The 22,076-nt window shown below is 43.9% G+C and carries 16 protein-coding genes and 1 tRNA gene; 6 read left to right on the top strand and 11 right to left on the bottom strand.

Annotation, left to right across the window (positions count from 1 at the left end):
• Positions 1 to 220 precede the first annotated feature (220 nt).
• A complete protein-coding gene (locus tag T538_RS17010; protein ID WP_081834859.1) occupies positions 221 to 3,106 on the top strand; it encodes a mechanosensitive ion channel family protein in 2,886 nt (961 codons plus the stop codon).
• A 139-nt stretch (positions 3,107 to 3,245) separates the two neighbouring features.
• Here T538_RS17010 and T538_RS0104205 read toward each other — a convergent pair whose 3' ends face one another.
• From T538_RS0104205 to dnaB, 5 genes are all read right to left on the bottom strand, one after another.
• A complete protein-coding gene (locus T538_RS0104205; protein ID WP_031532335.1) occupies positions 3,246 to 4,913 on the bottom strand; it encodes a formate--tetrahydrofolate ligase in 1,668 nt (555 codons plus the stop codon).
• 166 nt (positions 4,914 to 5,079) lie between these two features.
• Positions 5,080 to 5,331, bottom strand: coding sequence for a TIGR03905 family TSCPD domain-containing protein (locus T538_RS0104200; RefSeq protein WP_031532334.1), 252 nt, complete (start codon positions 5,329 to 5,331; stop codon positions 5,080 to 5,082).
• 8 nt (positions 5,332 to 5,339) lie between these two features.
• Complete coding sequence (locus T538_RS0104195) at positions 5,340 to 6,071, bottom strand: YebC/PmpR family DNA-binding transcriptional regulator (protein WP_031532333.1); 732 nt, start codon at positions 6,069 to 6,071, stop codon at positions 5,340 to 5,342.
• A 52-nt stretch (positions 6,072 to 6,123) separates the two neighbouring features.
• Positions 6,124 to 8,631 (bottom strand): phenylalanine--tRNA ligase subunit beta, encoded by a 2,508-nt coding sequence (gene pheT, locus T538_RS0104190; protein ID WP_031532332.1) that lies wholly within the window; start codon positions 8,629 to 8,631, stop codon positions 6,124 to 6,126.
• A gap of 161 nt (positions 8,632 to 8,792) precedes the next feature.
• Entirely contained in the window at positions 8,793 to 10,370 is a 1,578-nt protein-coding gene (dnaB, locus tag T538_RS0104185) for a replicative DNA helicase (protein ID WP_034538872.1), read from the bottom strand.
• 230 nt (positions 10,371 to 10,600) lie between these two features.
• Between dnaB and ispE the strand changes: the two genes are divergently transcribed.
• Entirely contained in the window at positions 10,601 to 11,422 is an 822-nt protein-coding gene (gene ispE, locus T538_RS0104180) for a 4-(cytidine 5'-diphospho)-2-C-methyl-D-erythritol kinase (protein WP_031532330.1), read from the top strand.
• Positions 11,423 to 11,433: 11 nt separating this feature from the next.
• Entirely contained in the window at positions 11,434 to 12,033 is a 600-nt protein-coding gene (locus tag T538_RS0104175) for a TlpA family protein disulfide reductase (RefSeq protein ID WP_051655868.1), read from the top strand.
• 78 nt (positions 12,034 to 12,111) lie between these two features.
• On the opposite strand, the gene T538_RS0104170 is transcribed toward T538_RS0104175, so the two are convergent.
• From T538_RS0104170 to T538_RS0104145, 6 genes are all read right to left on the bottom strand, one after another.
• Positions 12,112 to 12,184, bottom strand: a tRNA-Thr gene (locus T538_RS0104170).
• Between the two features lie 9 nt (positions 12,185 to 12,193).
• Positions 12,194 to 13,279, bottom strand: a complete 1,086-nt coding sequence (locus T538_RS0104165; RefSeq protein ID WP_031532328.1) for a nucleotidyltransferase family protein — start codon at positions 13,277 to 13,279, stop codon at positions 12,194 to 12,196.
• Positions 13,279 to 13,758: a 2-C-methyl-D-erythritol 2,4-cyclodiphosphate synthase gene (ispF, locus tag T538_RS0104160; RefSeq protein WP_031532327.1), complete on the bottom strand. Its 480-nt coding sequence runs from the start codon at positions 13,756 to 13,758 to the stop codon at positions 13,279 to 13,281. Before ispF ends, T538_RS0104165 begins: the two co-directional genes overlap by 1 nt.
• A gap of 4 nt (positions 13,759 to 13,762) precedes the next feature.
• Positions 13,763 to 14,935 (bottom strand): type IX secretion system outer membrane channel protein PorV, encoded by a 1,173-nt coding sequence (porV, locus tag T538_RS0104155; RefSeq protein WP_031532326.1) that lies wholly within the window; start codon positions 14,933 to 14,935, stop codon positions 13,763 to 13,765.
• 30 nt (positions 14,936 to 14,965) lie between these two features.
• The gene (porU, locus tag T538_RS0104150) at positions 14,966 to 18,334 is read right to left on the bottom strand and encodes a type IX secretion system sortase PorU (protein WP_081834857.1); all 3,369 of its coding nucleotides are present in this window, start codon (positions 18,332 to 18,334) and stop codon (positions 14,966 to 14,968) included.
• Positions 18,335 to 18,342: 8 nt separating this feature from the next.
• The gene (locus T538_RS0104145) at positions 18,343 to 18,963 is read right to left on the bottom strand and encodes a fumarylacetoacetate hydrolase family protein (protein ID WP_031532324.1); all 621 of its coding nucleotides are present in this window, start codon (positions 18,961 to 18,963) and stop codon (positions 18,343 to 18,345) included.
• 260 nt (positions 18,964 to 19,223) lie between these two features.
• Here T538_RS0104145 and T538_RS0104140 point away from each other — a divergent pair, with 260 nt between their 5' ends.
• The 3 genes from T538_RS0104140 to T538_RS0104130 form a co-directional block, all read left to right on the top strand.
• Positions 19,224 to 20,312: a hypothetical protein gene (locus T538_RS0104140; protein WP_031540831.1), complete on the top strand. Its 1,089-nt coding sequence runs from the start codon at positions 19,224 to 19,226 to the stop codon at positions 20,310 to 20,312.
• A 12-nt stretch (positions 20,313 to 20,324) separates the two neighbouring features.
• Complete coding sequence (locus tag T538_RS0104135) at positions 20,325 to 21,485, top strand: OmpA family protein (protein ID WP_081834856.1); 1,161 nt, start codon at positions 20,325 to 20,327, stop codon at positions 21,483 to 21,485.
• 344 nt (positions 21,486 to 21,829) lie between these two features.
• Positions 21,830 to 22,076, top strand: a 247-nt coding sequence (locus tag T538_RS0104130; RefSeq protein ID WP_031540829.1) for a DUF4372 domain-containing protein, incomplete at its 3' end; no start/stop codon positions are given.

Genomic DNA, 22,076 nt, shown 5'->3' with positions numbered 1-22,076 from the left:
GTTACAAACCGACTTTTTACATTTTTTAATATATCAAATTATCAAAAATGTACCTCTTTGGGGCAAAAATAGCCGTAAAAAACGCTGGAAGATGGCACTAAACGCAATATTATGCCGTTATAAAATGCGGAATTTATTTTGTTATAACAATGTTTGCTGTATATTTGCAACTATATATTTTTCGTTCACAAGATTTTAATAACTAATATTGTAGTAATATATGAAAAAAATCTTTCTATTTCTTTTAATCGCATTGTGCTTTTCCGTGCACTCGCATGCGGTTCTGAAAGAAAAAAATCTGGAGCAGACCATAAGCGTGCTGCGTTCGGAACTGAAGAGTTACCATGACAACATGGAAAAGCGCATGGTGAGATACAAACAGCGTAACGACGCTCAGCACAAGCAGATGATTCAGACAATACAAAAGTGCAACCAACTGTCGCTGATGATTTATTCGCAGCGAACCGACTACACTTTTGACATGACATACGCCTGCTCCGAGGCAACAACACTATACCATCAGTTTACAAGAGGTAATTCTGTTCCTTACGAAACAATCCTTAACAATTTGAACGTAGAAATTTTGAGATACGAAGGATTGATTTCGAGTCTTGAAGCCATCAGTCCCGCTGTGGGAAATGCAAAACTCCAGAGAGAAAAAAGGATGAACGCAATGCCCGACAGCGTGAAGCACAAGTTTGCAAAGCGTCTGGAGGAGATGAAGAAGAAGGGAATGACTTTCCCTCAACTTAGCAAGAAGAGCCAGAAGGAGCGCGACGAATGTATTGAATACTGCAACGAGATTCTCGGAATGTTCAAGCAGATGCGCACCCAGATGACATACGACAAGGAAGACTACGAGCGTCTGAACAAGAAACTGAAGGAACTGAATGACTATGCAGAAATGCGCTATCAGGACTTGCAGAACTCTATCTTCAAGAACGGAAGCAACAACTATTTCAAGACTCTGAGCCGTCTTGACCGCGTTACAAGAAACATACAGGAGGACTTTGAGAACAAGTACTCGTTTGCAGCAAACAAAGAGGCTCGCTCACAATGGAAAGGTCCTATCGTCATCTTCCTGTCTATCTTCGTCATTATCTACCTCATTTTGTCAGGAATAATCAGTTCTGCACTTATCCTCGGAATTGCCGGAAATGTTTCGCGACTCGAAAATTTCTATCGCAAGATTATGAAGAAGGAGAAGAAAGAAGAAGAGTCAGACAACGTATTCAACAAAATAAAGAACTATTTCAAGAGTGAGGAATTTGCCCAGAAGAAAGTCTGCATAACGCTTGCCGTAACATTCGTGCTGTTTGCCATAGCCGTTATGATTGTGCGCAATATAATGCCAAGCAACAACTTCATGCAGATGGCGACAAGCCTGCTTATCGAGTTTGCATGGCTCGTGGGCGTTATCCTCATCTCGCTTCTTATCCGTCTTAACGGAAAACTTATCCGAAGCGGATTCATGCTCTACACGCCAATCATCCTGATGGGCTTCATCATCATCTCGTTCCGAATTATCTTCATTCCGAACGACATTATCGAGCTTGTGTTCCCTCCTATCCTGCTCATCTTCACAATTTGGCAGTATGTTTCGATGAACAGAATAAGAAAGAAACTGGAACTCGAGGACTTGAAGCACAGTCTTTCTGACCAGTTCTACACATGGATTGCGCTGGCATCGATGGTAATATCAACCATAATGTCGTGGTGCGGATATACCCTATTGGCTGTACAGATTTTCATCTGGTGGCTATTCCAACTTACGGCAATCCAAACAATTACATGTATATATTACATTCTTGAGAACTACAAGAGAAAGTACATTCTTCACGAAGTTGTGCTTTATCTCAGAATTCAGAAAAGAAAGGCTGCCGAGCGCAAATACAAGTTCGAACTGTTGCAGGCTCAGAACAACAACCGTCCAGAACCTAAGCGTCCGAAGGAACTTGACGAGGTTGTAAACGACAGCAACACAACTAAGAAAGAACGCAACAGCGCCGAGGAAGTGATGAAGAACAAGAGTGGCGAATACGTTAGAATTACTTGGTTCTACGACTTCATTGAGCAGGCATTCGTACCAATCATCTCGGTAATCTCTGTTTTGTTCTGTATCAACTGGGCTGCCGGAGTATTTAACATGCAGGAAATCTGTAAGAACTTCTTCTTCTTCGAATTCGTTCATATAGAAGGAAAGTTGCAGATGTCGCTGGCACGCATCTGCCTCGTAATCGGAATGTTCTTCATCTTCAGATACATCTGCTATTCTCTAAAAGCCTGGTGGAGATATGCCAAGAAAAAATCGCAGGCATTGAAGGAAGAAAAAGGCATAATGATTACAACTATCGGGCAGAACAGACCAAACTATACTCTTACAGACAACGCCACGACAATTGCCGTTTGGGGTATCTACTGCATCTTTGTGATGAAATGGTTCAGCATCTCTACAAGTGCAATTTCGCTCATCACCGCAGGTTTGGCAACAGGTGTCGGTTTCGCCATGAAGGACTTGCTCGAGAACTTCTTCTATGGTATGTCGCTCATGGCTGGTCGTCTGCATGTTGGCGACTACATCGAGTGCGACGGCATAAGAGGAAAGGTTGAGAGCATCACATATCAGAGTACACAAATCAGTACTGCCGACGGCTGCACGATTGCATTCCTGAACAGTTCGCTCTTTACAAAGAATTTCAAGAACCTAACAAAGAACCATCTGTACGAGCTTGTAAAAGTCCCTGTTGGCGTGGCTTACGGTGCAAACGTAGAGGAAGTGCGCCAGCTGCTCGTGAAATGTATCGAACAGGAGATTCAGAAGGATAATCTGGGCCGCGACATCATCAGCACGGCAAAGAACCAGACTTACGGCGTAATCTTCAACGATTTCGGCGACAACAGCGTTAACCTGTACGTTACCTTCTGGGTTCTTGTTGAGAAGAAGATTGCCGTCTGCGCAAAGATAAAGGAAAGCATCTACAACACGCTCAACGCTAATCACATTGAGATTCCGTTCCCACAGCGCGATATCTACATCCGCCACGTTGAGCCGCTTCCTGTTACAAGCGCAAACAACCAGATTTTCGAGAAACCGTCAGAAAACTGATGAATACAACAAAGGCTGCAAGAAACGAATCTTGCAGCCTTCTCTTTCTTAACCTCTCATTCTTAATTGTCCGTATAAGGACTTTCTTTTATATGATTGCCCTTCCTTTTTACAGGAAGAGAACACACTTATGCTTTTGCTATGACAAACCTTCAATCTGACCGTTTACGATGTCAATTTTCTCGGCCTGCGGAACTTTTGGCAATCCCGGCATTCTGAGGATTTCTCCGGCAATGACGACAAGCATCTCTGCTCCCTGATTTATCACGATGTCGCGCACGGCAAACGGAAAATTATCTACCGCACCGTAAATCTTAGGGTCGGTACTGAACGAATACTGAGTCTTGGCGATACAAATTGGGAAGTGCGAAACGCCCAACTGCTCAATTCTCTGCATCATCTTCTTTGCAGCACTGCTGTATGTTACGATGCTCGCGCCATAAAGGTTGTGAGCAACCTTGTAAATCTTCTCCTCTACCGAATCATTGTCATTATAAGCAAAATTCAGCGGCTCTGAAGGATTCTTCTCGACAGTATCAGCCACAAGCCTTGCGAGCTCTACAGCGCCATCGCCACCTTCGGTAAAGGCATTGTTGATGGCAAAGCCCACTCCCAATTCCTCGCAATGCTTTCTGACGAGCTCCAACTCTGAATCGACATCGGTTGCAAAACGATTAAAGCAGACAATCACCGTCTGACCGAATTTTCTCAAATTACGGATGTGCTTGTCGAGATTCTGCAAGCCCTGCACAAGACCGAGTTCATCTGGTTCTTTGATGCGCTCCAACGGAACGCCGCCATGCATCTTCAAGCCCTGAGTCGTTGCAACAATGATGGTCAACTTTGGAGTGATGCCCGATTTTCGGCATTTGATATCGTAGAACTTCTCAGCTCCAAGGTCGGCACCGAATCCGGCCTCGGTGATGACATAATCGCCATATGTCATAGCCAACTTAGTTGCCAGAACAGTGTTGCAACCGTGAGCAATGTTGGCAAACGGACCGCCATGTACAAAGGCTGGCGTATTCTCAGTTGTCTGAACCAAATTAGGATGCAAGGCATCGCGCAAAAGCACGCAAATCGCGCCAGCCACACCCATATCCTTAACAGTGAAAGGCTTGTCGTCGAGCGTGATGCCAAGCAGAATATTTTCAATTCTTCTGCGCAAATCGTCCTCATCCTTGCTAAGGCAGAGAATTGCCATAATCTCTGAGGCAGGAGTGATGTCGAATCCACTCTCGGCAGTTATACCATTCGTCTTAGGTCCGAGCCCTGTGACGATGTAGCGCAAAGAACGGTCGTTCACATCAAGAACGCGCTTCCAGAGCACCTGCTTCAAACCAAATCCATCATCCTGATGCTGATAGATGTAATTGTCGAGCAAAGCAGAAATCATGTTATGCGCACTCGTTATGGCGTGAAAATCGCCCGTAAAGTGAAGGTTTATCTTCTCCATTGGAAGAACCTGTGCATAACCGCCACCCGCAGCGCCGCCCTTCATTCCGAAGCACGGACCGAGCGAAGGCTCGCGCAATGCCACGACTGCTTTCTTGCCAACCTTATTTAGACCGAGGGCAAGGCCGATTGAGACTGTGGTCTTTCCGATGCCAGCCTTTGTTGGAGTGATTGCCGTGACGAGAATCAGGTTACTCTCTTTCACCTTCGAATCGTCAATAAGCCTCTCTGGAACTTTTGCAATATACTTGCCGTAAAGTTCGAGTTCTTCCAAAGGAATATCTATCTTTCTTGCAATGTTCTCTATCGGCTCAAGTTTACTTTCTCTCGCGATTTCGATGTCCGACTTCATATTGTTGTTATAACAGTATTTTTATATTTATTTAAAAATCATGCAAAAATAAAAACATTTTTCAATTCGCACAACTTTTATAAATATTTAAATTATATTCAAATAAAAAAAAGGATTACTTAAAAGTAATCCTTTTTTAAAAGTTTTATTTTATAATCTAAAAGAATCAAATTCCTTCAATCTGTTCGCGCAGAGCCTTTGCCAACTGGTCGGGGCAAGAGGTTCCCTTTCCGCCGCAGTTTATGCCTTCGAGTCGAGAGATGACATCATCGACCTTCATACCCTTCACAAGACGGGCTATTCCCTGAAGATTTCCGTTGCATCCGCCGTAAAAGACTACGTCGTTTACGATTCCGTCCTCAACGTCAAACTCGATAAACTTGCTGCAAGTTCCCTGCGTCTGATAAACCTTTTTCATCTGACAGATTAAGCCTCGGCTGGCTTCATGTTAGTGAATACGCTCTGAACGTCGTCGAACTCCTCAAGACGCTCAACCATCTTGTCGATAGATGCGCGCTGCTCGTCAGTAACGTCCTTCAAATCGTTTGGAATATAAGTGAACTCACCACCGATATCCTCAAAGCCCTTTTCCTCGAGGAACTTCTGAATCTGAGCATAGCTCTTAGGATCGCCGTAGATTGTGATTGTACCCTCTTCCTCGTCCTCATCGAACTCATCGTCTACGTTGAAATCGATAAGTTCAAGGATAAGTTCTTCCATATCTGTATCGGCAGCCTTCTTGAATGTGAATACGCACTTATGGTCGAAAAGATATGCCAAAGAACCAGTTGTTCCGAGTGTTCCGCTGAACTTGTTGAATACTGAGCGAACATCGGCAACGGTACGAGTTGTGTTATCTGTAAGAGTATCAACGAATACAGCAATTCCGTGAGGACCGTATCCCTCGTAAGTCATGCTCTTGTATTCGCTCTGGTCCTTTCCCATTGCGTTCTTGATAGCACGCTCGATGTTATCCTTAGGCATGTTCTCGCGCTTACAAGTAGCAATGATTGAACGCAATGCCGGATTGTTCTCTGGCTCTGGACCACCAGCCTTAACAGCGATAGCAATCTGCTTGCCAAGGCGAGTAAAAGTCTTTGCCATGTGGCCCCATCTCTTCAATTTGGTAGCCTTTCTATATTCAAATGCTCTTCCCATTTGTATTTTATATTTTTTAGTTAATATTTCGTTTTCTGATGTCTCTGTCAGATTATCTCAACTTAGCGTCGAGTTGCTTTGTGAGGGCATCGATTATCTTGTTCATGATAGCATCAATCTGCTTGTCGTTCAGAGTTTTCTGCTCATCTTGCAGAGTGAAGTTTACAGCGTAACTCTTCTTGCCAGCCTCAAGATTCTTGCCTTCGTAAACATCGAACAACTTGACATCCTTCAGGAGTTTCTTCTCACACTTGTAAGCAATCTCCTCGATGGCTGCAAACTCAACGTTCTTGTCAACGAGCAATGCAAGGTCACGGCTAACCGCAGGGAACTTGCTGATTTCCTTGTAACTAACCTTATTATTCTTGATTGCCTTCATAGCAAGTTTCCAGTTGATGTCGGCATAGTAAACTTCGTTTGCTATATCAAATGCCTTCTGAAGTTTCTTGCTAACGATACCGAACACAGCAAGCACTTTTCCACCACGATTCTGAATCTCGACACTCTTTGAGAAAATGTCGCTCTTGCCGTCAACAACTACAAGAGAAGCCATGTTAACGCCAAGACGGGCGAAAATGTTCAGGACATAAGCCTTCAGTTCGTAGATGCTCGAAGCCTCATCAGCATGCGCCCATGAGCCTGACACCTTCTTTCCTGTAAGCCAGAGAGCCATATGATAATCCTCGCTGTAAGCATCGAGAACATGCTTGATAACCTCAGGCTCTGTGCTCTTTGAAACACCCGGAATAATATCGGCGCATTTGTTCTCGGCATGGAAATAATAGCAGTTGCCAAACTCGAAGAACTTGAGGTTGCTGCTCTTGCGGTTCACATTGTGAGCAATGCTCTCCAAACCACCGAACAACAGAGTCTGACGCATTACGTTAAGGTCTGTTGAAAGCGGATTGATTACGCGTACAAGATTCTCGCTCTTGAAACTTGCGAGATTGTCATAGTAAGCAGCCTTTGTAAGTGAGTTGTTAAGAATCTCGTTGAAGCCACAGCCTACAAGCTGCTCTGCTACAAGATTCTGCAACTTGTTGCTCTTGTCGATGTCGCCCTTGATGGCAAGACATGAATTTACGCTTGTCGGAATCTCAACATTGTTATATCCGTAGATGCGAAGGATATCCTCAACAACATCGCAAGGACGCTGAACATCAACTCGATATGCAGGAACCTGCAATTCAAGACCTTCGGCAGTTTCTGAAAGAATCTGCATCTCGAGAGACTTTACGATGCTCTTAACGGTATCGGCAGGAATCTCCTTGCCGATAAGGTCGTTGATATATTTGTATTCTACACTTACCTTGAAATCTGAAATCGGATTTGGATAAACATCCTTTATCTGCATTGAAACCTTACCGCCGGCAAGTTCCTTTGCCAAGATGGCAGCCTGCTTCAAAGCATAAATCTGACCGTTAGGGTCGATTCCGCGCTCGAAACGGAAACTTGCATCAGTGCTCAAGCCATGACGGCGCGCACTCTTTCTAATCCAGGTTGGGTTAAAGTATGCACTCTCGAACAATACGTTCTTTGTTGTCTCGTATGTTCCAGAGCCCTTTCCGCCGAATACGCCGGCGATGCACATCGGAGCGTTAGCATTGCAGATTGCAAGGTCGCGGTCGCTCAACTTATGCTCCTCGCCATCGAGAGTTACGAACGGAGTTCCATCAGGCATAGTCTTTACAACAACCTTCTTGCCGTCAATCATGTCAGCATCGAAGCAGTGCAATGGCTGGCCGTATGCCATCATTATATAATTGGTGATATCCACGATGTTGTTGATTGGACGCAAACCGATTGTGCGGAGTTTGTCCTTCAGCCAGTCAGGACTTTCCTTAACCTCGCAACCAGTAACAGTTACGGCTGCATAGCGAGGACAAGCCTCGGTATTCTGTACATCGACGTCAATCTCCAAATCGTTGTTGTCAACGGCAAAAGCCTCATCGCTTGGACGATGAATTGATGTCTTGTATCCGTTCTGAACGAGCCATGCGTAAAGGTCGCGAGCCACGCCGTAGTGCGAGCAAGCGTCGGCACGGTTTGGAGTGATATCGACCTCGATTACATAGTCGCTCTTGATGTTATAATATTCGGCAGCAGGAGTTCCAACAACAGCGTCGTTTGGAAGCACGATGATACCGCTATGATCGTTTCCTATACCTATCTCATCTTCTGCACAAATCATACCGTTGCTCTCAACGCCGCGCAACTTGCTCTTCTTGATAGTGAAACACTCGTCGCCATCGTAGAGTTTTGTGCCGAGCGTTGCAACGATTACCTTCTGACCAGCAGCAACGTTTGCAGCACCGCATACAATCTGCACAGGCTCAGCCTCGCCGATGTTTACGGTTGTTATGTGCATGTGATCTGAATTAGGATGTGCCTCGCATGTAAGCACTTCAGCCACAACAAGTCCTTGCAGACCGCCTTTGATAGTCTGCACTTCTTCAACAGAGCCAACTTCAAGACCTTCACTTGTAAGTGCATCAGCCACTTCTTGTGCTGAAAGGTCGAAATCTACATACTCCTTCAGCCAATTATAAGAGATATTCATATATAGTTATTTTTTTACTCAAAAACAATAAATCGCGCAAAGTTATAAAAAATATACAAAACGACATTCATAAAAAACAAAAAAAGTGTCACTCGGAATTCACACTCAGAATGACACGCTATTGATAATCCCTTTTCAAGGAATGGACTTATGGTCTTTGTTTAGAAAGGCATCGGCTCATTGTCCGATGTGTACTGACTCCCAAACGGATTGCTATCAGCTCCACCAGAAGGCGGAATGTCAGCCGCCGTTGGCATTGCATACTGTCCCTCGGAAAAATCGTCGTTCATCTTCGACTTGTAGCTCGACATATTCTCGCCCGGCTGCGGAACGTAGTCGTCGTCGGCATTCTGGAAGCGAACATACTCTCCGCGGAAGCGCAGAAGCACATCGCCAACTGCACCGTTACGATGCTTTGCTATGATGATTTCTGCCATGCCGTGAAGGTCGTTACCCTTGGCATCCTCATATATCTTATAATATTCAGGTCGGTGGATGAAGCAGACCATATCGGCATCCTGCTCGATGGCACCAGATTCACGAAGGTCGCTAAGCTGAGGTCGCTTTCCATCGATACCTTCACGTCCTTCTACACCACGGTTCAACTGGCTCAGCGCAATAATCGGAATGTTCAACTCCTTGGCAAGACCTTTGAGCGAACGCGAGATGGTAGAGACCTCTTCCTGACGGCTTCCGAAACTCATTCCGCTTGCATTCATAAGCTGCAAGTAGTCGATAAGGATGATTTTTACTCCATGTTCGCGGACAAGTCGTCGCGCCTTTGTTCTCAGTTCGAAAACCGAAAGCGACGGAGTATCATCAACATAAAAAGGTGCTGAATAAAGGTCGCGGATTTTATAGTCGAGCTGAGCCCATTCGTACTGTTCAAGCTGTCCGCTCTTCAGTTTCTCGCCCGGAATTTCGCACACGTTGGAGATAAGACGGTTTACCAACTGTACATTGCTCATTTCAAGAGAGAACATCGCCACCGGAATCTTCATATCAACCGCCATGTTCTTTGCCATTGAAAGTACGAAAGCCGTCTTTCCCATGGCAGGACGGGCTGCAATAATAATAAGGTCGGAATTCTGCCAGCCCGACGTCATCTTGTCGAGACGAGTAAAGCCGGTTGCCAATCCGCTCATACCGTCGGTTCGCGCAGCCGCCTTCTGAAGCATATCATACGCCTCCTTGATGACTGGGTCAATCTGCGTATAATCCTTCTTCATGTTGTGCTGCGAAATCTCGAAGAGCGAACCTTCAGCCTCTTGCATCAGGTCTTCGACATCCTGTGTCTCGTCGAAAGCCTTTGTCTGAATGTTGCTCGTGAAGGTTATGAGCTGGCGCGCAAGAAATTTTTGGGCGATGATTCGCGCATGAAACAAGATATGGGCAGACGATGCCACCATACCGCTAAGTTCGGTTACATACACCGGACCGCCAACTTCCTCGAGGTCGCCCGAACTTTTCAACTGCTCAACAACGGTAAGCAAGTCAATAGGCTTCTGTTCGAGAGCCAGAGTCGTAATAGCCTTATACAAAAGTTGATGACGCTTTTCATAAAAACTTTCAGGACGCAATATCTCGCTCACCAGCGAATACGCATCCTGCTCAATCATCAACGCTCCTAATACAGCCTTCTCCAACTCTGGTGCCTGTGGCTGCAAGTGTCCCAACTCGCTCACTTCCGGCACGTTTGCATCATTTTTTCTACTATAGCGTCTGTTTTGTATCGGCATATTTAATTTATTTGGCTGCAAAGATAGGCGCATTATCCATAATTTTATAAATATTCAAACAAAAGTTATCAATAAGTTATAAACAATCGCTGTTCATAACATCGGACACAAATCTTCGGCACAATCTAACATATTATGGTTAAATCGGATTGCTGCGGTTCGTTTTTCCTGACTTCGAAACGTATGATAAACAAAAATTACCTATCTTTGCGAAAAAAATAACTAAACAGATGATAACTTTCCCAAACGCAAAACTAAACATCGGTTTGAACGTGGTTGAGAAGAGAACCGACGGATACCACAATCTTCAGACAATTTTCTATCCGATTGCTATTGAGGATGTTCTCGAAATCAACCCGTTAGACGATGGCGACATCGAACTCTTCGTCAACGGAACACAATGTGCCGCCGACGAGATGGAGGGAAATCTGGTGATAAAGGCTTATCGCGCCTTGCAACGCGATTTTCCCGAAGTTAGAGGAATCCGCGCCAGTTTGATAAAGAACATTCCGTCGGGTGCCGGACTCGGCGGTGGCTCGGCTGACGCATCATTCATGCTGAAGATGCTGAACGAACATTTCAACCTTCAGTTGAGCGACGAGCAACTCGAAAAATACGCTACGAAATTGGGGGCAGACTGTCCTATCTTCATCAAGAACAAGCCCGTCTATGCCGAAGGAATCGGCGAGATTTTCACAGATATCGACTTCTCGCTCAAAGGATATTATCTTATTCTTGTAAAGCCCGAGACTTTCATATCAACGAAAGAGGCTTTCGCCAATATCCACCCGCACTTCCCCGAGCATAACTTGCTATCAGTCTATAAAAAGCCGATAGAAGAATGGAAAAATCTGATTGTAAACGATTTCGAAGACAGCGTATTTCCTAATCATCCCGAGATCGCCAGAATCAAGGAATCTCTGTACGAGATGGGCGCGGCCTACGCATCGATGTCCGGCTCTGGCTCGACAGTCTACGGAATTTTCAGAAATCCGCAGGAAAATATTGAAGAAAAGTTCGAGGGATGCTACTGCAAATGTTTGAAACTTTAATAGATAATAAAATGAAAAGAGTTAAATTCATCACTGTGTTACTACTGTGTTTTTGCATTTTCGGATGCAAGGACAAGATTTTCGAGGAGGATAACAACGTCTACGGAAATGTGCAGGTTGGCGAGAAAGTTCCAGACTTCTCGGTAACTATGAGCGACGGGACAAAAGTTTCGAATCAAGACCTCATCGGATACAACTCGCTCATCATGTTCTTCAACGTAGAATGTGGCGACTGCAAGAAGGAACTTCCGATTGTCAACACCTTTTATAAAGAACATCAGAACGATGCTGATTTCAAAATCGTCTGCATCTCAAGAGAACAGACTCAGTTAGAGTTAATTCCAAAATTCTGGCAGGAAAACAATCTGGTTTTACCCTACTCTCCGCAAGACACCAGAACAATTTACAACATCTTTGCCAAGAACATTATTCCGCGACTTTACTTCTGCAACAAATCAGGCAAGGTTGTTTCAATGTTCAGCGACAACACGGAATACACTTATCTTGATACCGAAAAGAACGTCGCACTTTCTGGCACTCTTGCTCAGAAAATGGCTTCGGTAAACGATTTGAACAATGCACTCGAACTGACTCGCAATTCGAACAACTAATCAATCAAGAATAAAATAAGAGGTCGGACAGAGAAACATCTGTTCGACCTCTTATTTTTCGGAACGTTCCCTAAAATGAGCCGACGACGGGACTCGAACCCGTGACCCTTTCATTACGAATGAAATGCTCTACCAACTGAGCCACGTCGGCGTTATCTTATCAATCTTTACGCTGTAGCACATATCTGTGCCACAAATCTCCCACGATATCCCAGACCGTTGCCCTATCTTCTGGCGCAAGCGACGAATATTTCTGATAGCGTTGTTTGAAATGCCTCCAACGCTTAGGGAGATTGAAATAGAACTTTAAGTCAACCTTCTCAGGCACGCACTGAACGCTATATACGCTCTGCACATACTTCTGTGCTAAATCTCCGAGCGGCTTTGTCGAGCCTTCGAAATAATGCTCCGTTAGTTCGTCCATCACCCCTACATACAAGGCAACCGACTCTGGATACTCAGTTTCTTCTTCCGAAACGTGCTTGCGCATCACATACCAATCGGTAAGATGCCGCATCGTTACCGTCTGCCAAGTGTAATGCCCTACGATGTGATAGGCATTATACGGGAACAGAATACTTGCCGGAACAGCGCCAACTTCGACTTGTTCTCCTTTCGGACCGCAAATATACTGCTTTCTTTTGGTAGTTGCAAGAATATTTGTATATTTATCTGTAACTTTTTCGCGAGATTTCAATCTTTTCTCGTAAGAAATCAAAATATGGTTCTCAACAGGCACTTTTTCCCAGAAAAAAAGCGTATGTTTTTCGTCACAACCCGATTCCTCGAAAGCGATGCCTTTCTGCATCATCAACTCATCAATCTCATCGTGCTGAAAACTGAAAATATCGATGTCGCCACAGTCGCGATGATGCGGAATCGGATAGAACGCCGCCGTGGTGAATCCCTTAAGAAGGATGTAATCGATGCCGTTCGACTTCAGAAACGAATGGAGCGACATGAAAGCCTTCCACTTCTCGGCATACTTGCGCTCGGTTTTCTGAGCATCGAAAGCCCACGTTACACGGACTTGCGAAGGCGGAAAGTGTTCCTCATCGAGCATGAGCCAGCCGTCGCGAACCAAAGTCGCAACGCCGTGCGCCACCGAGGCATAGTAGATTTTTCGCCATTGCTCGTCGGTAAGCGAGGCAAAAAGTTCTTCGTCGGGAGCAACGCCTGTCAGAGCCGCACGAAGCAGTTTCAGACACATCTCGACTTCCCACTTGTATGATTCGCCGTCGAACATCAGTCTTTCTGAATTAGCACTGTTGCGTATGCGCTTATTCCTTCCTGACGACCGGTAAAGCCGAGTTTCTCGGTTGTTGTGGCCTTAACCGACACGTCTTCTTCGTCGATTCCAATTACATCGGCAATACATTTCTGCATCGCCGGGATGTGATTCTTCATCTTCGGACGCTCGGCACATATCGTTGCATCGATATTTCCGACGGTGTAGCCCTTCGTTGCAATCAAGTCGACTGTCTTTTTCAGAAGAATCTTGCTGTCAATCATTTCGTATTCCGATGCTGTATCGGGAAAATGATAGCCTATGTCGCGCATGTGAGCCGCGCCAAGCAAGGCATCGCATATTGCATGCAGAAGAACATCGGCATCGCTGTGGCCAAGAAGTCCTTTCTCATGCTCAAGTTTTATTCCACCAATCCAAAGTTCACGGTCCTCAACAAGTTTGTGAACGTCAAAACCAAATCCAACGCGTATTTTCATAATTCTATCTGCTGAACATATCTTTTAGACCATCCATATCGAACGTGAGCGAAAATCGCAAAGTCTGATCGAGCGGATTTGTCTGTGCCGTAGAAATAATGTAAGAAGCATCGAGCGAGAAAACATTCATTTTGAAGCCCGCTCCTACTGAATAATATTTTCTATTACCCTTGCTCGCACTCTCGTGATGATATCCGGCACGGAGCGAAAACTGATTGTGATAGCAATATTCTGCACCAAGTCCCCAGTTAATCTCCTCAAGTTCTTCCTTAAAGCCACCGGGAGCATCGTGGAAACTCTTGAAGATTCCGGCGATTGGCGAAACATTGTAATAACCTTGGTCGAACAGCCACTCGTTGTAGCCCGAATAATCATCGGTTGCACTATTGGTCTCTGCCACATACTGATCCATTGTCGGACGGGTTGGAACCATCAGTTTGTTTGCATCGGCACTGAAACTGAAGGTATTGTAATCGTCGATAGGAACCATGAGCGATGCACCAAGTCGGAGATTAGTCGGAAGAAACTGGTTTATGTTTCCGCCATCATACGAAATCTTACTACCAATGTTGCTGGCATTAAGACCGATGCCCAGCTGACATTCGCGGTTGGCAAGCATTACATAGTTCTGATAGTAGAACGCAATGTCGGCAGCAAAGGCTGAACCCGGAGTAGACTCATCATCGGCTTTGTAAGACATATCCGAATAGATGTACCGGAGAGCAACGGCAGCCGAGAATGTTTCGGAAAGCATTCGGGAATAGCCGAAATCTACCGCCCACTCACGAGGATTAATAGTTTCTCCAACTTCACTTACATTCACTTCGCCAAGCGAGAAAAAACGCAATGAAGCACTCAAGGCTGAATAATCGCCTATTCGATAATATCCATCAACATAGGCAAGGTCGATATCGCTTACCAACTGTCTGAGCCAAGGAGTATAGTTCAAAGCCACTCCGCAGCGGCTGATACAAAACGGATATTTTGCCGGATTCCAGTACTGCGAATGAACGTCGGGGTCGGTTGCCACACCTACATCGCCAAGAGCGCCTCCGCGTGCATCTGGAGCAATATCTAGAGAGTTAACACCCGTATAAATAGGGTTAAAATTCTCTTTCTGCGCCTCGGCACACAAGGTGGAAATAATTGCAATGGCTAATAAATATATTTTTTTCATCTTGTTTCTATAAACTCAAAAAATGCTTTTTTATTGTATCATTATCTTGCCAGATTGCATATTTGATGTCACATTATCTGTCGAAACCATTATTCGATAGATATACATTCCGCGTTGCAGACGCGCTCCGCCGGTGGTCAAATCCCAAACATACTGGAACATTCCGGTCGTAGCCGTTCCGCTTTCAGAAACTGAATGTAACATTCGACCAGTAAAGTCGAAAATCTGCAAGGTTACTTTAACTGTCGAGCCCGGTCTGTCGGTTACGATTGTGAATACAGTCTGCTCTTTTGCCGGATTTGGCGAGCAAGTAACGCTACTAAGCATAGGCGCAACATTCTCGCTGACCTCGAAAGACGTTTCGTAAACAGACGAGTTGTTGTTCACGTCCCACGCTCTGAAAAGCAACGTATGTTTTCCGATGCTGAGTTCAGGAATAGAGAAACCGACGCTACCCTTCTGATAACTTCCAGCCTCAGACTGATAATAATCGTTTAGAATGTAAGTCTGATTTATGTCGTTATCAACAATCAGAACAATGTCGTGACCGATTCCGTTTCCAGTCGTGTTTATTCCGCTTTCATCCTCGAGTTGGGCAACGAAGAACGGCGTTGTATTCACTTTCGCCCCATCGCTGAATGTTGGCAAATTGAGATATGCCGCAACCAGCGGACCTTCATTATCAGACGCCACGTCATCAACCGTTCCGCCAACAATGAAATCGGTATAATATCCAAGGGCCGAAACACCTTTGTCGTTCAACGCATAGAAATTCATCAGTCCGTAATCGTCGGAATAATTTATATCGAGCGGAACCGGGAACGAAATAGAGAATCGACCGTTGCGGACTGAGTCAGAACCGATATAAATCTTCTTTTCATAAGAATCGTAGTCAAGAATCTGTTTCTCGCCGATATTTCCTTTCGTCGTAACAGTCTCCTTATTATCAAAGACTGTCAAATCTATAATTCCGTCAAAATCATCGATAATATTTCCTGTTGCATCACGAATTTCGCCATCTACAGTCATCACATCTCCGGCACTCGCTTTTACCTTATTATTATTTACGCCAGATTTTCCTCGGCAACTGTTCACAACGACCTGATTTGTTGGCAATGCAAGAGTAACTGCCGGATCGCCCAAAAGAGCGTATGCAAGTTTGTTCTCCGTTGGGTCGGAATAACCATCCTCGCCCGTCACAAGAGACGATTTTGTAAAACGGACAGCATCGCCGATGGTGAATCGCCTTCCATTCTTATCTGTAGCCAAAAGATACTTTGTAAGAAGCATGTTGAGCGCGCTGTTATAGTTTGAATAAACCGTTCGGGCTGATGCCATGACGGCTATCGCACCTGCCTTTTCCTTCAGGATGAGTGACTCTCCGATATTCGAAACATTAGCATCGAAAGGCATAACCTTGCACGATGCAAAAACCCACATCGGCAGATAAGGAGAAGTGATTTCTTCGAAATCGGCAAGCGTCATGGCATATTCGTGCGAAAGTGTAGTCTCGCCGCCATGACCGGCATAATTCATAACGAGACTTCCATTCTTAATCTGACTCTTTATTGCCTTTGTTACCGCGGGATAACGCACTCCAACATCGGTAGATTCGCGACTGTATGCATCCCAATAGATGCGGTTCACAATCATATCGGGGTGATTCGCCTCGACATCAGCAGCCAATTTTTCCTCGGCATTCTGATGCGTAGGAGTTTCATCGTCGTCAGCCATCGCCGTGAAGAAATTCTGCCATTTGCCAGCATTCTCGTTCTTCATATAGGCGATTGTCTTATCAACAACATTTTTTGCCTGAGCCACCGTTCGTGCCGGGATTCTGCCAATGCCAAGTTGTACGGTGCTCGTGCAGATATCAAAATTGCTCTTTTCCTGGAACATTCCGAAATAATCCTCTGCACAGAAACTTTTTGTATCGCTCAATGAATTTTCCGATTCATAGCAAAGCAAAAAGTCATTCTGTGAATATGCCGAGAAATCGCTGGTAAGCATTCGGTTGTCATAGGCACAATCGCCGAAAAGGAGCAGATATTTAGGCCTTTCGTCCTCGGTTGCGGCTTTATCGTAAAGCATCTTCATGAAACGGCGATATGCAGTTGCATCGGGAGTTCCTGAAGAAAATTCGTTATAAATCAAATCTGCCGGAACGACCTCAACATTCAGCCCCTGCTCACGATGAGCATCAGCAAGCCGCTCTGCCTGACTGGTCAAAGCGCCGCTGGCAGGAACGATAATTACCATATCTATCGCCTCCAAAGAATGAAGATTCTGATTCTTCACATTCTCAACAAATGTAGGGGCTGCAAAATTTGAGGCTGTATTTACGGCAACAAATTCATCTCCTTTCGAGGTCTTGACCGTCACGTTGTATTCTCCGTTAGAAAGAGAACCATTCAACACCGAATAATTTTCAGAATCCGTCACATTCCATATAACGGTATTGGCATCGGCTCCCGAAATGCAGAACTTTTTGACGCCACTTTCATAAGGACGGAAATTAAGACAGCCCGACGTCATCTGCAACATTCGTTCATAACACACCATCAGATAATCCAATCTGCCTTTAACAGATGAAGACTGACATTTGTGGGTTACTTCTATCGAAACTACATCGCCAGAAGGCATAAATTCAAAACTGTTAGAAACAACCGAGGCACTATTATATTGTGCAAGCGACGGAATAGAGAGTTCGCCCGTCATTGCATCGTTTACCGAGATTTCAGCTCTCGATTCTGCATCAGCCGAGAAAACGACGTCCAGCAGAGCCTCACTACCGTTAGTTCCAGGAATACTTAACGAGTATTTCTTCGAAACGCCATTCGAAAAACTAAAAGAATCGTAAAGATGACGACCACCAGGCATCCAACTCACAGCATCAACTTCGTACAAAACATGCTCGGGAAACGTATTTGTTTCATCACCATCACCATCCTCTTGTTCCTGCGGAAAAGCCATCGGCTCTACATCATCCGAAGCCGTAAGGAAGTAGCACGATACGGTAGAATAAGTATTTATTTCACGAGAGAATTTCAGACCGTAAGAATGATTCCATTTTACAACGCCCTTGGCATAGAACAACAGCGATTTGTCGCCTCGTCCGCGCCACAAAGGCAACTCTTTCAAATCATCGCCCGGCCACCGAGAAATGTTTTCCGAAAGCATTTCTCCTCCATAGCCATACAATCTTACCTTATCAGGATTGGTAAAACCCCATTTTTTCAACAAATCGGGGGTCAACTGATAAACGCCCTCGGCAGGAACGCTGATTTTCACCCACTTCCCTTGCGAGAGAACGGAATTGGCGACATACCCCGATGCATGTACCGACAAAATGCCGCACATACCGAAGAGAAAAAACAAAAGTTTACCAATCAATCTCATCAAACCTTTTATCTAATATTAAAGTCAAGAACTTTTTCGCCTTCCAGAAAACCTTCGAGATGCTGTCCTACAGACACCGGTCCTACACCAACTGGCGTTCCGGTGAAAAGAAAATCACCTATTTTTAATGTACAAAACTGACTAACATAGGCAATTATATCGTCAACCTTATGAATCATATCGGCAGTACATCCCTTCTGCACCTGTTTACCATCGATGTTCAGACTGAAATTCAAGTTCTGCACATCTGCAAACTTCTCCTTCGGAACAAATGTTCCAAGAACGGCAGAGTTGTCAAAGCCCTTGCACAGTTCCCACGGATAACCTTTCTCGCGGAATTTTCTCTGCAAATCTCGTGCCGTAAAGTCTATTCCCACCGTAAAGGCATCGTAGTATCGATGCGCGAATCTCGGCGCGATGCACTTTCCAAGCCTGTTTATACGAACAACCAATTCTGTTTCATAATCAAACTGTTCAGCCCAATCAGGAATGAAAAAAGGTTTTCCATCCTTCAGCAAGGCCGAGTCTGGTTTCATAAAAATAACAGGATTCTCTGGTACACTAACTAACGTTCCATCAAGTTCTTTATTGTGTTCGGCATAGTTCATGCCTACTGCTATAATTTTCATAAATACCCTAATTATGTTATATTTACATGCAAAATTACAAAAAACATTAAAAAAAATAAAAAAAACGTCTTTGTTTTTTGTCAGTTACACATAAAACATTACTTTTGCACCGTATATACGATTTTATCAACGGCAATAAAATATTGTCGGAAAAGAACATAACATAGAATCTTATTATTAATGAAAAGACTTTAAACATAAGACAAATGAAAAAATTACTTATCATGTTATTCTTGGCATGTTTAGGTTACACACACACAATGGCTCAAAGCATACACAACGTTGAGTTAAATGATGGAAAGCACCTGAACAATACCAAATTCAGTGACAACTGGTACTTCGGAGTCAACGGAGGAGGACTATTTGCATGGGGAAACGCCGCCACAAAAGCCGATTTTCTCGACCGTTTCGGAGCAACTGGCGGATTACAATTAGGTAAGAAGGTCAGTACAGCAGGCGAAGTGCGTCTGCAGGCTCTTTATGGATACAACAAAGGTTACTATATTCCTTTGAAGAAGTCATACGGCTTTAACGAAATAAGCCTCTCTCTAGACTGGCTTCCAAACTTTACAAACATTTTCTATGGTTACAAGGAGGACAGAAGATGTACATTCAGCGGAGTTCTGGGTATTGGAGGTTCTGACATTTGGGGAAGACCATACACAAATCGCTCAGAATATCCTCTTTTGACACACAAGTATTTTCTCTTCGCTAAAGTCGGCTTGAGACTCGACTATGCACTGAAGAATGACAAGTATCATCTGAATGCAGAACTGACTAACTCATTCTACCCTTCTACATTCGACGGAGCTGCCCACCTAAATACTCCAAAGAGAACAGCTATGGCTGGTCATGCAAACCTAATGGTAGGCTTCACTTATCATTTCAAGAATAGTGACGGCAGTCGTAACTTTACCTATAGCAAAGGATTGGATCAGAGTAAATACGACAACATTAACGATGAAATCAACAGACTGAAGGCACAAATAGAGGAAAAGAAGAAGCATCCTAACATTCAGATAAATAAGGTCAACGTAGAGACAAAGACTATTTACACTACCGTTGCATTCCCAGCAAAGAACAACGACATTGAATTTAGTCAGAAACCTACAATGTACAACATCGCAAAAAATGCGAATGTACATGACAATGATGTTGTGTATATCAGCCGAAAGAAGACAACCGGAAATGTTGAGTTGTTCAACTCTCGTGCAGAAGCTGTAAAGAAAGAGCTTATCGACAACTGGAATGTTGCTGAAAGCAAGATTGTTATCGAGGATAATGCCGATAACATCGAAAAGGACAACTCAAATTCTAAGAATATTTCATACGTATTTATTAACGATTAAAACTTTGGCGATATGAAGAAAAGATTTTTTAGTTTACTCTGCGCCGGCGTTTTAATGTCTGGCTCGGTATTCGCACAAGAGCTAACTCCTGATACTATACACGCTCTTCGTTACTATAACGGCTCCGACAATTGGTTTATTGGAGCACAGGGCGGCATCAACTATCCTGGTATAGAAGATGTACGTTTTAAGACGATGGGCAAATATATTGGATATTCAGCACAAATACATGCCGGTAAATTCTTCAACCCAACACTGGGTATCAGATTTACAGGTGGTTACGATAGCTATTGGGGAGCAAATAGTAATTTGGACAACGGCAATTATCACTTTAATAGTTTAAATACATTTGTCGATGGAATTCTCAACTTCAACAGCTTGTTCTGTAAATACAAAGAATCAACAAAGGTAAATGTCAACGGATTACTAGGTGTTGGCTACAACTACTTTTGGGGATATGATAACGAACTCGATAAGCAAGTTTACGGAAAAGAGAAATATCCATACAGAACTACTGGACACCATTTCCTTGCAATACGTCTGGGTTTGCAATTCGCAATAAAGTTAAGTGAAGCTGTAGACTTAAACATCGAAGGAACGTTGTCTAGTACAGACGATTTTTCAAACGCTGTTTACTACCAGAGAGAATATGATTATTATGCTCGCGTATTGGCTGGTATCAGTTATCACTTCAAAGACAGATATGGCGACAGACGAATGAAATATGATTACTATACTGATGCCAACAAAGTTGCAGATCTAAACGACGAGATAAACAGAAAGCGCAACGAACTCGAAGAGGCTTCTAAGATAATCATAAAAGACGAGAACGTCTACAACAATACTGTCGACGATGATATCCGAATCAATTATCTTATCAACGACTACAAGGTTGACAAGACACAGGCAAGTCAGGTGGCACTTATTGCCGAATACCTGAAGGAACATCCTGATGCAAAAGCCAATATCGTAGGATACGCAGACGTAAAGACTGGTGTTCCGGTTTACAACCTATACATAGCACAGCGTCGTGCCGACTATGTAAAGAAGATGCTTGTTAAAGGATACAAGATTGAGGAAGATCGTATAATCACAGAAAGTAAGGGTGATACAGTTCAGCCATACGAGAATGAGAACGATTGGAACCGGGTAGTATTTGTAACTTTCGAGTAACCCGATTTACAGAAAATAATAATAAGGGCTGTTTTTAAAGAACAGTCCTTATTTTTTTGACTTTATTTTATTAATTGCAATCAAAAACAATCGACAAAAACAACAATTTTATTACCTTTGCAGCATGCCATTAAATCAGTATAAAAAATCAACACCATAAACGATTTGACAGACTACCTAAGTAACTTGATAGTCTGACATTTTCGGTAGAATTAGAATTCCATAATTAATAATTATTGCTGTCCGGTAAAATATTTTTAGTGTGAAAAAAATTAAGGTCGTATTCCTCGCATGGAATCCGACCCTTTTTGTTATCTTTGTTTTAACCACAAAACAGCAATAACATGGGCAAAGATAGCAATTTTACCGGACAGCCGGTGTATAGTCAGATATTAAATCTGCTTGACCGTGAAAGAATCATGCAGATTAGCCGTGAAACAGAAGGCAGCGAGGCGTATGTGAAGCGTTTTGACGGATACCAGCATCTGGTCGTTATGCTGTTTGGCATATTGAATCACTTTGATTCCCTGCGCGAACTGGAGATAGGCATGAAAGCGGAGGCGCACAAACTGCATCATCTCGGTCTGAACT

Origin of the sequence: Bacteroides sp. Ga6A2 (assembly GCF_000702225.1) — a bacterium.
In the GTDB taxonomy this organism is placed as follows: domain Bacteria; phylum Bacteroidota; class Bacteroidia; order Bacteroidales; family Bacteroidaceae; genus Ga6A1.
The sequence above is the reverse complement of the archived record's forward strand: the minus strand, read 5'-3'. Positions and strand labels throughout refer to the sequence as shown.

What these genes read in the sequence shown, in the direction of transcription:
- T538_RS0104200 (WP_031532334.1), bottom strand. Translation starts at nt 5,331, where the DNA reads ATGAAAAAGGTTTATCAGACGCAGGGAACTTGCAGCAAGTTTATCGAG.
- pheT (WP_031532332.1), bottom strand. Translation starts at nt 8,631, where the DNA reads ATGAATATCTCTTATAATTGGCTGAAGGAGTATGTAGATTTCGACCTT.
- T538_RS0104205 (WP_031532335.1), bottom strand. Translation starts at nt 4,913, where the DNA reads ATGAAGTCGGACATCGAAATCGCGAGAGAAAGTAAACTTGAGCCGATA.
- ispE (WP_031532330.1), top strand. Translation starts at nt 10,601, where the DNA reads ATGATAACTTTCCCAAACGCAAAACTAAACATCGGTTTGAACGTGGTT.
- porV (WP_031532326.1), bottom strand. Translation starts at nt 14,935, where the DNA reads ATGAAAAAAATATATTTATTAGCCATTGCAATTATTTCCACCTTGTGT.
- T538_RS0104135 (WP_081834856.1), top strand. Translation starts at nt 20,325, where the DNA reads ATGAAGAAAAGATTTTTTAGTTTACTCTGCGCCGGCGTTTTAATGTCT.
- T538_RS0104140 (WP_031540831.1), top strand. Translation starts at nt 19,224, where the DNA reads ATGGCTCAAAGCATACACAACGTTGAGTTAAATGATGGAAAGCACCTG.
- T538_RS0104175 (WP_051655868.1), top strand. Translation starts at nt 11,434, where the DNA reads ATGAAAAGAGTTAAATTCATCACTGTGTTACTACTGTGTTTTTGCATT.
- T538_RS0104165 (WP_031532328.1), bottom strand. Translation starts at nt 13,279, where the DNA reads ATGTTCGACGGCGAATCATACAAGTGGGAAGTCGAGATGTGTCTGAAA.
- porU (WP_081834857.1), bottom strand. Translation starts at nt 18,334, where the DNA reads ATGAGATTGATTGGTAAACTTTTGTTTTTTCTCTTCGGTATGTGCGGC.
- T538_RS0104145 (WP_031532324.1), bottom strand. Translation starts at nt 18,963, where the DNA reads ATGAAAATTATAGCAGTAGGCATGAACTATGCCGAACACAATAAAGAA.
- T538_RS0104195 (WP_031532333.1), bottom strand. Translation starts at nt 6,071, where the DNA reads ATGGGAAGAGCATTTGAATATAGAAAGGCTACCAAATTGAAGAGATGG.
- ispF (WP_031532327.1), bottom strand. Translation starts at nt 13,758, where the DNA reads ATGAAAATACGCGTTGGATTTGGTTTTGACGTTCACAAACTTGTTGAG.
- dnaB (WP_034538872.1), bottom strand. Translation starts at nt 10,370, where the DNA reads ATGCCGATACAAAACAGACGCTATAGTAGAAAAAATGATGCAAACGTG.
- T538_RS17010 (WP_081834859.1), top strand. Translation starts at nt 221, where the DNA reads ATGAAAAAAATCTTTCTATTTCTTTTAATCGCATTGTGCTTTTCCGTG.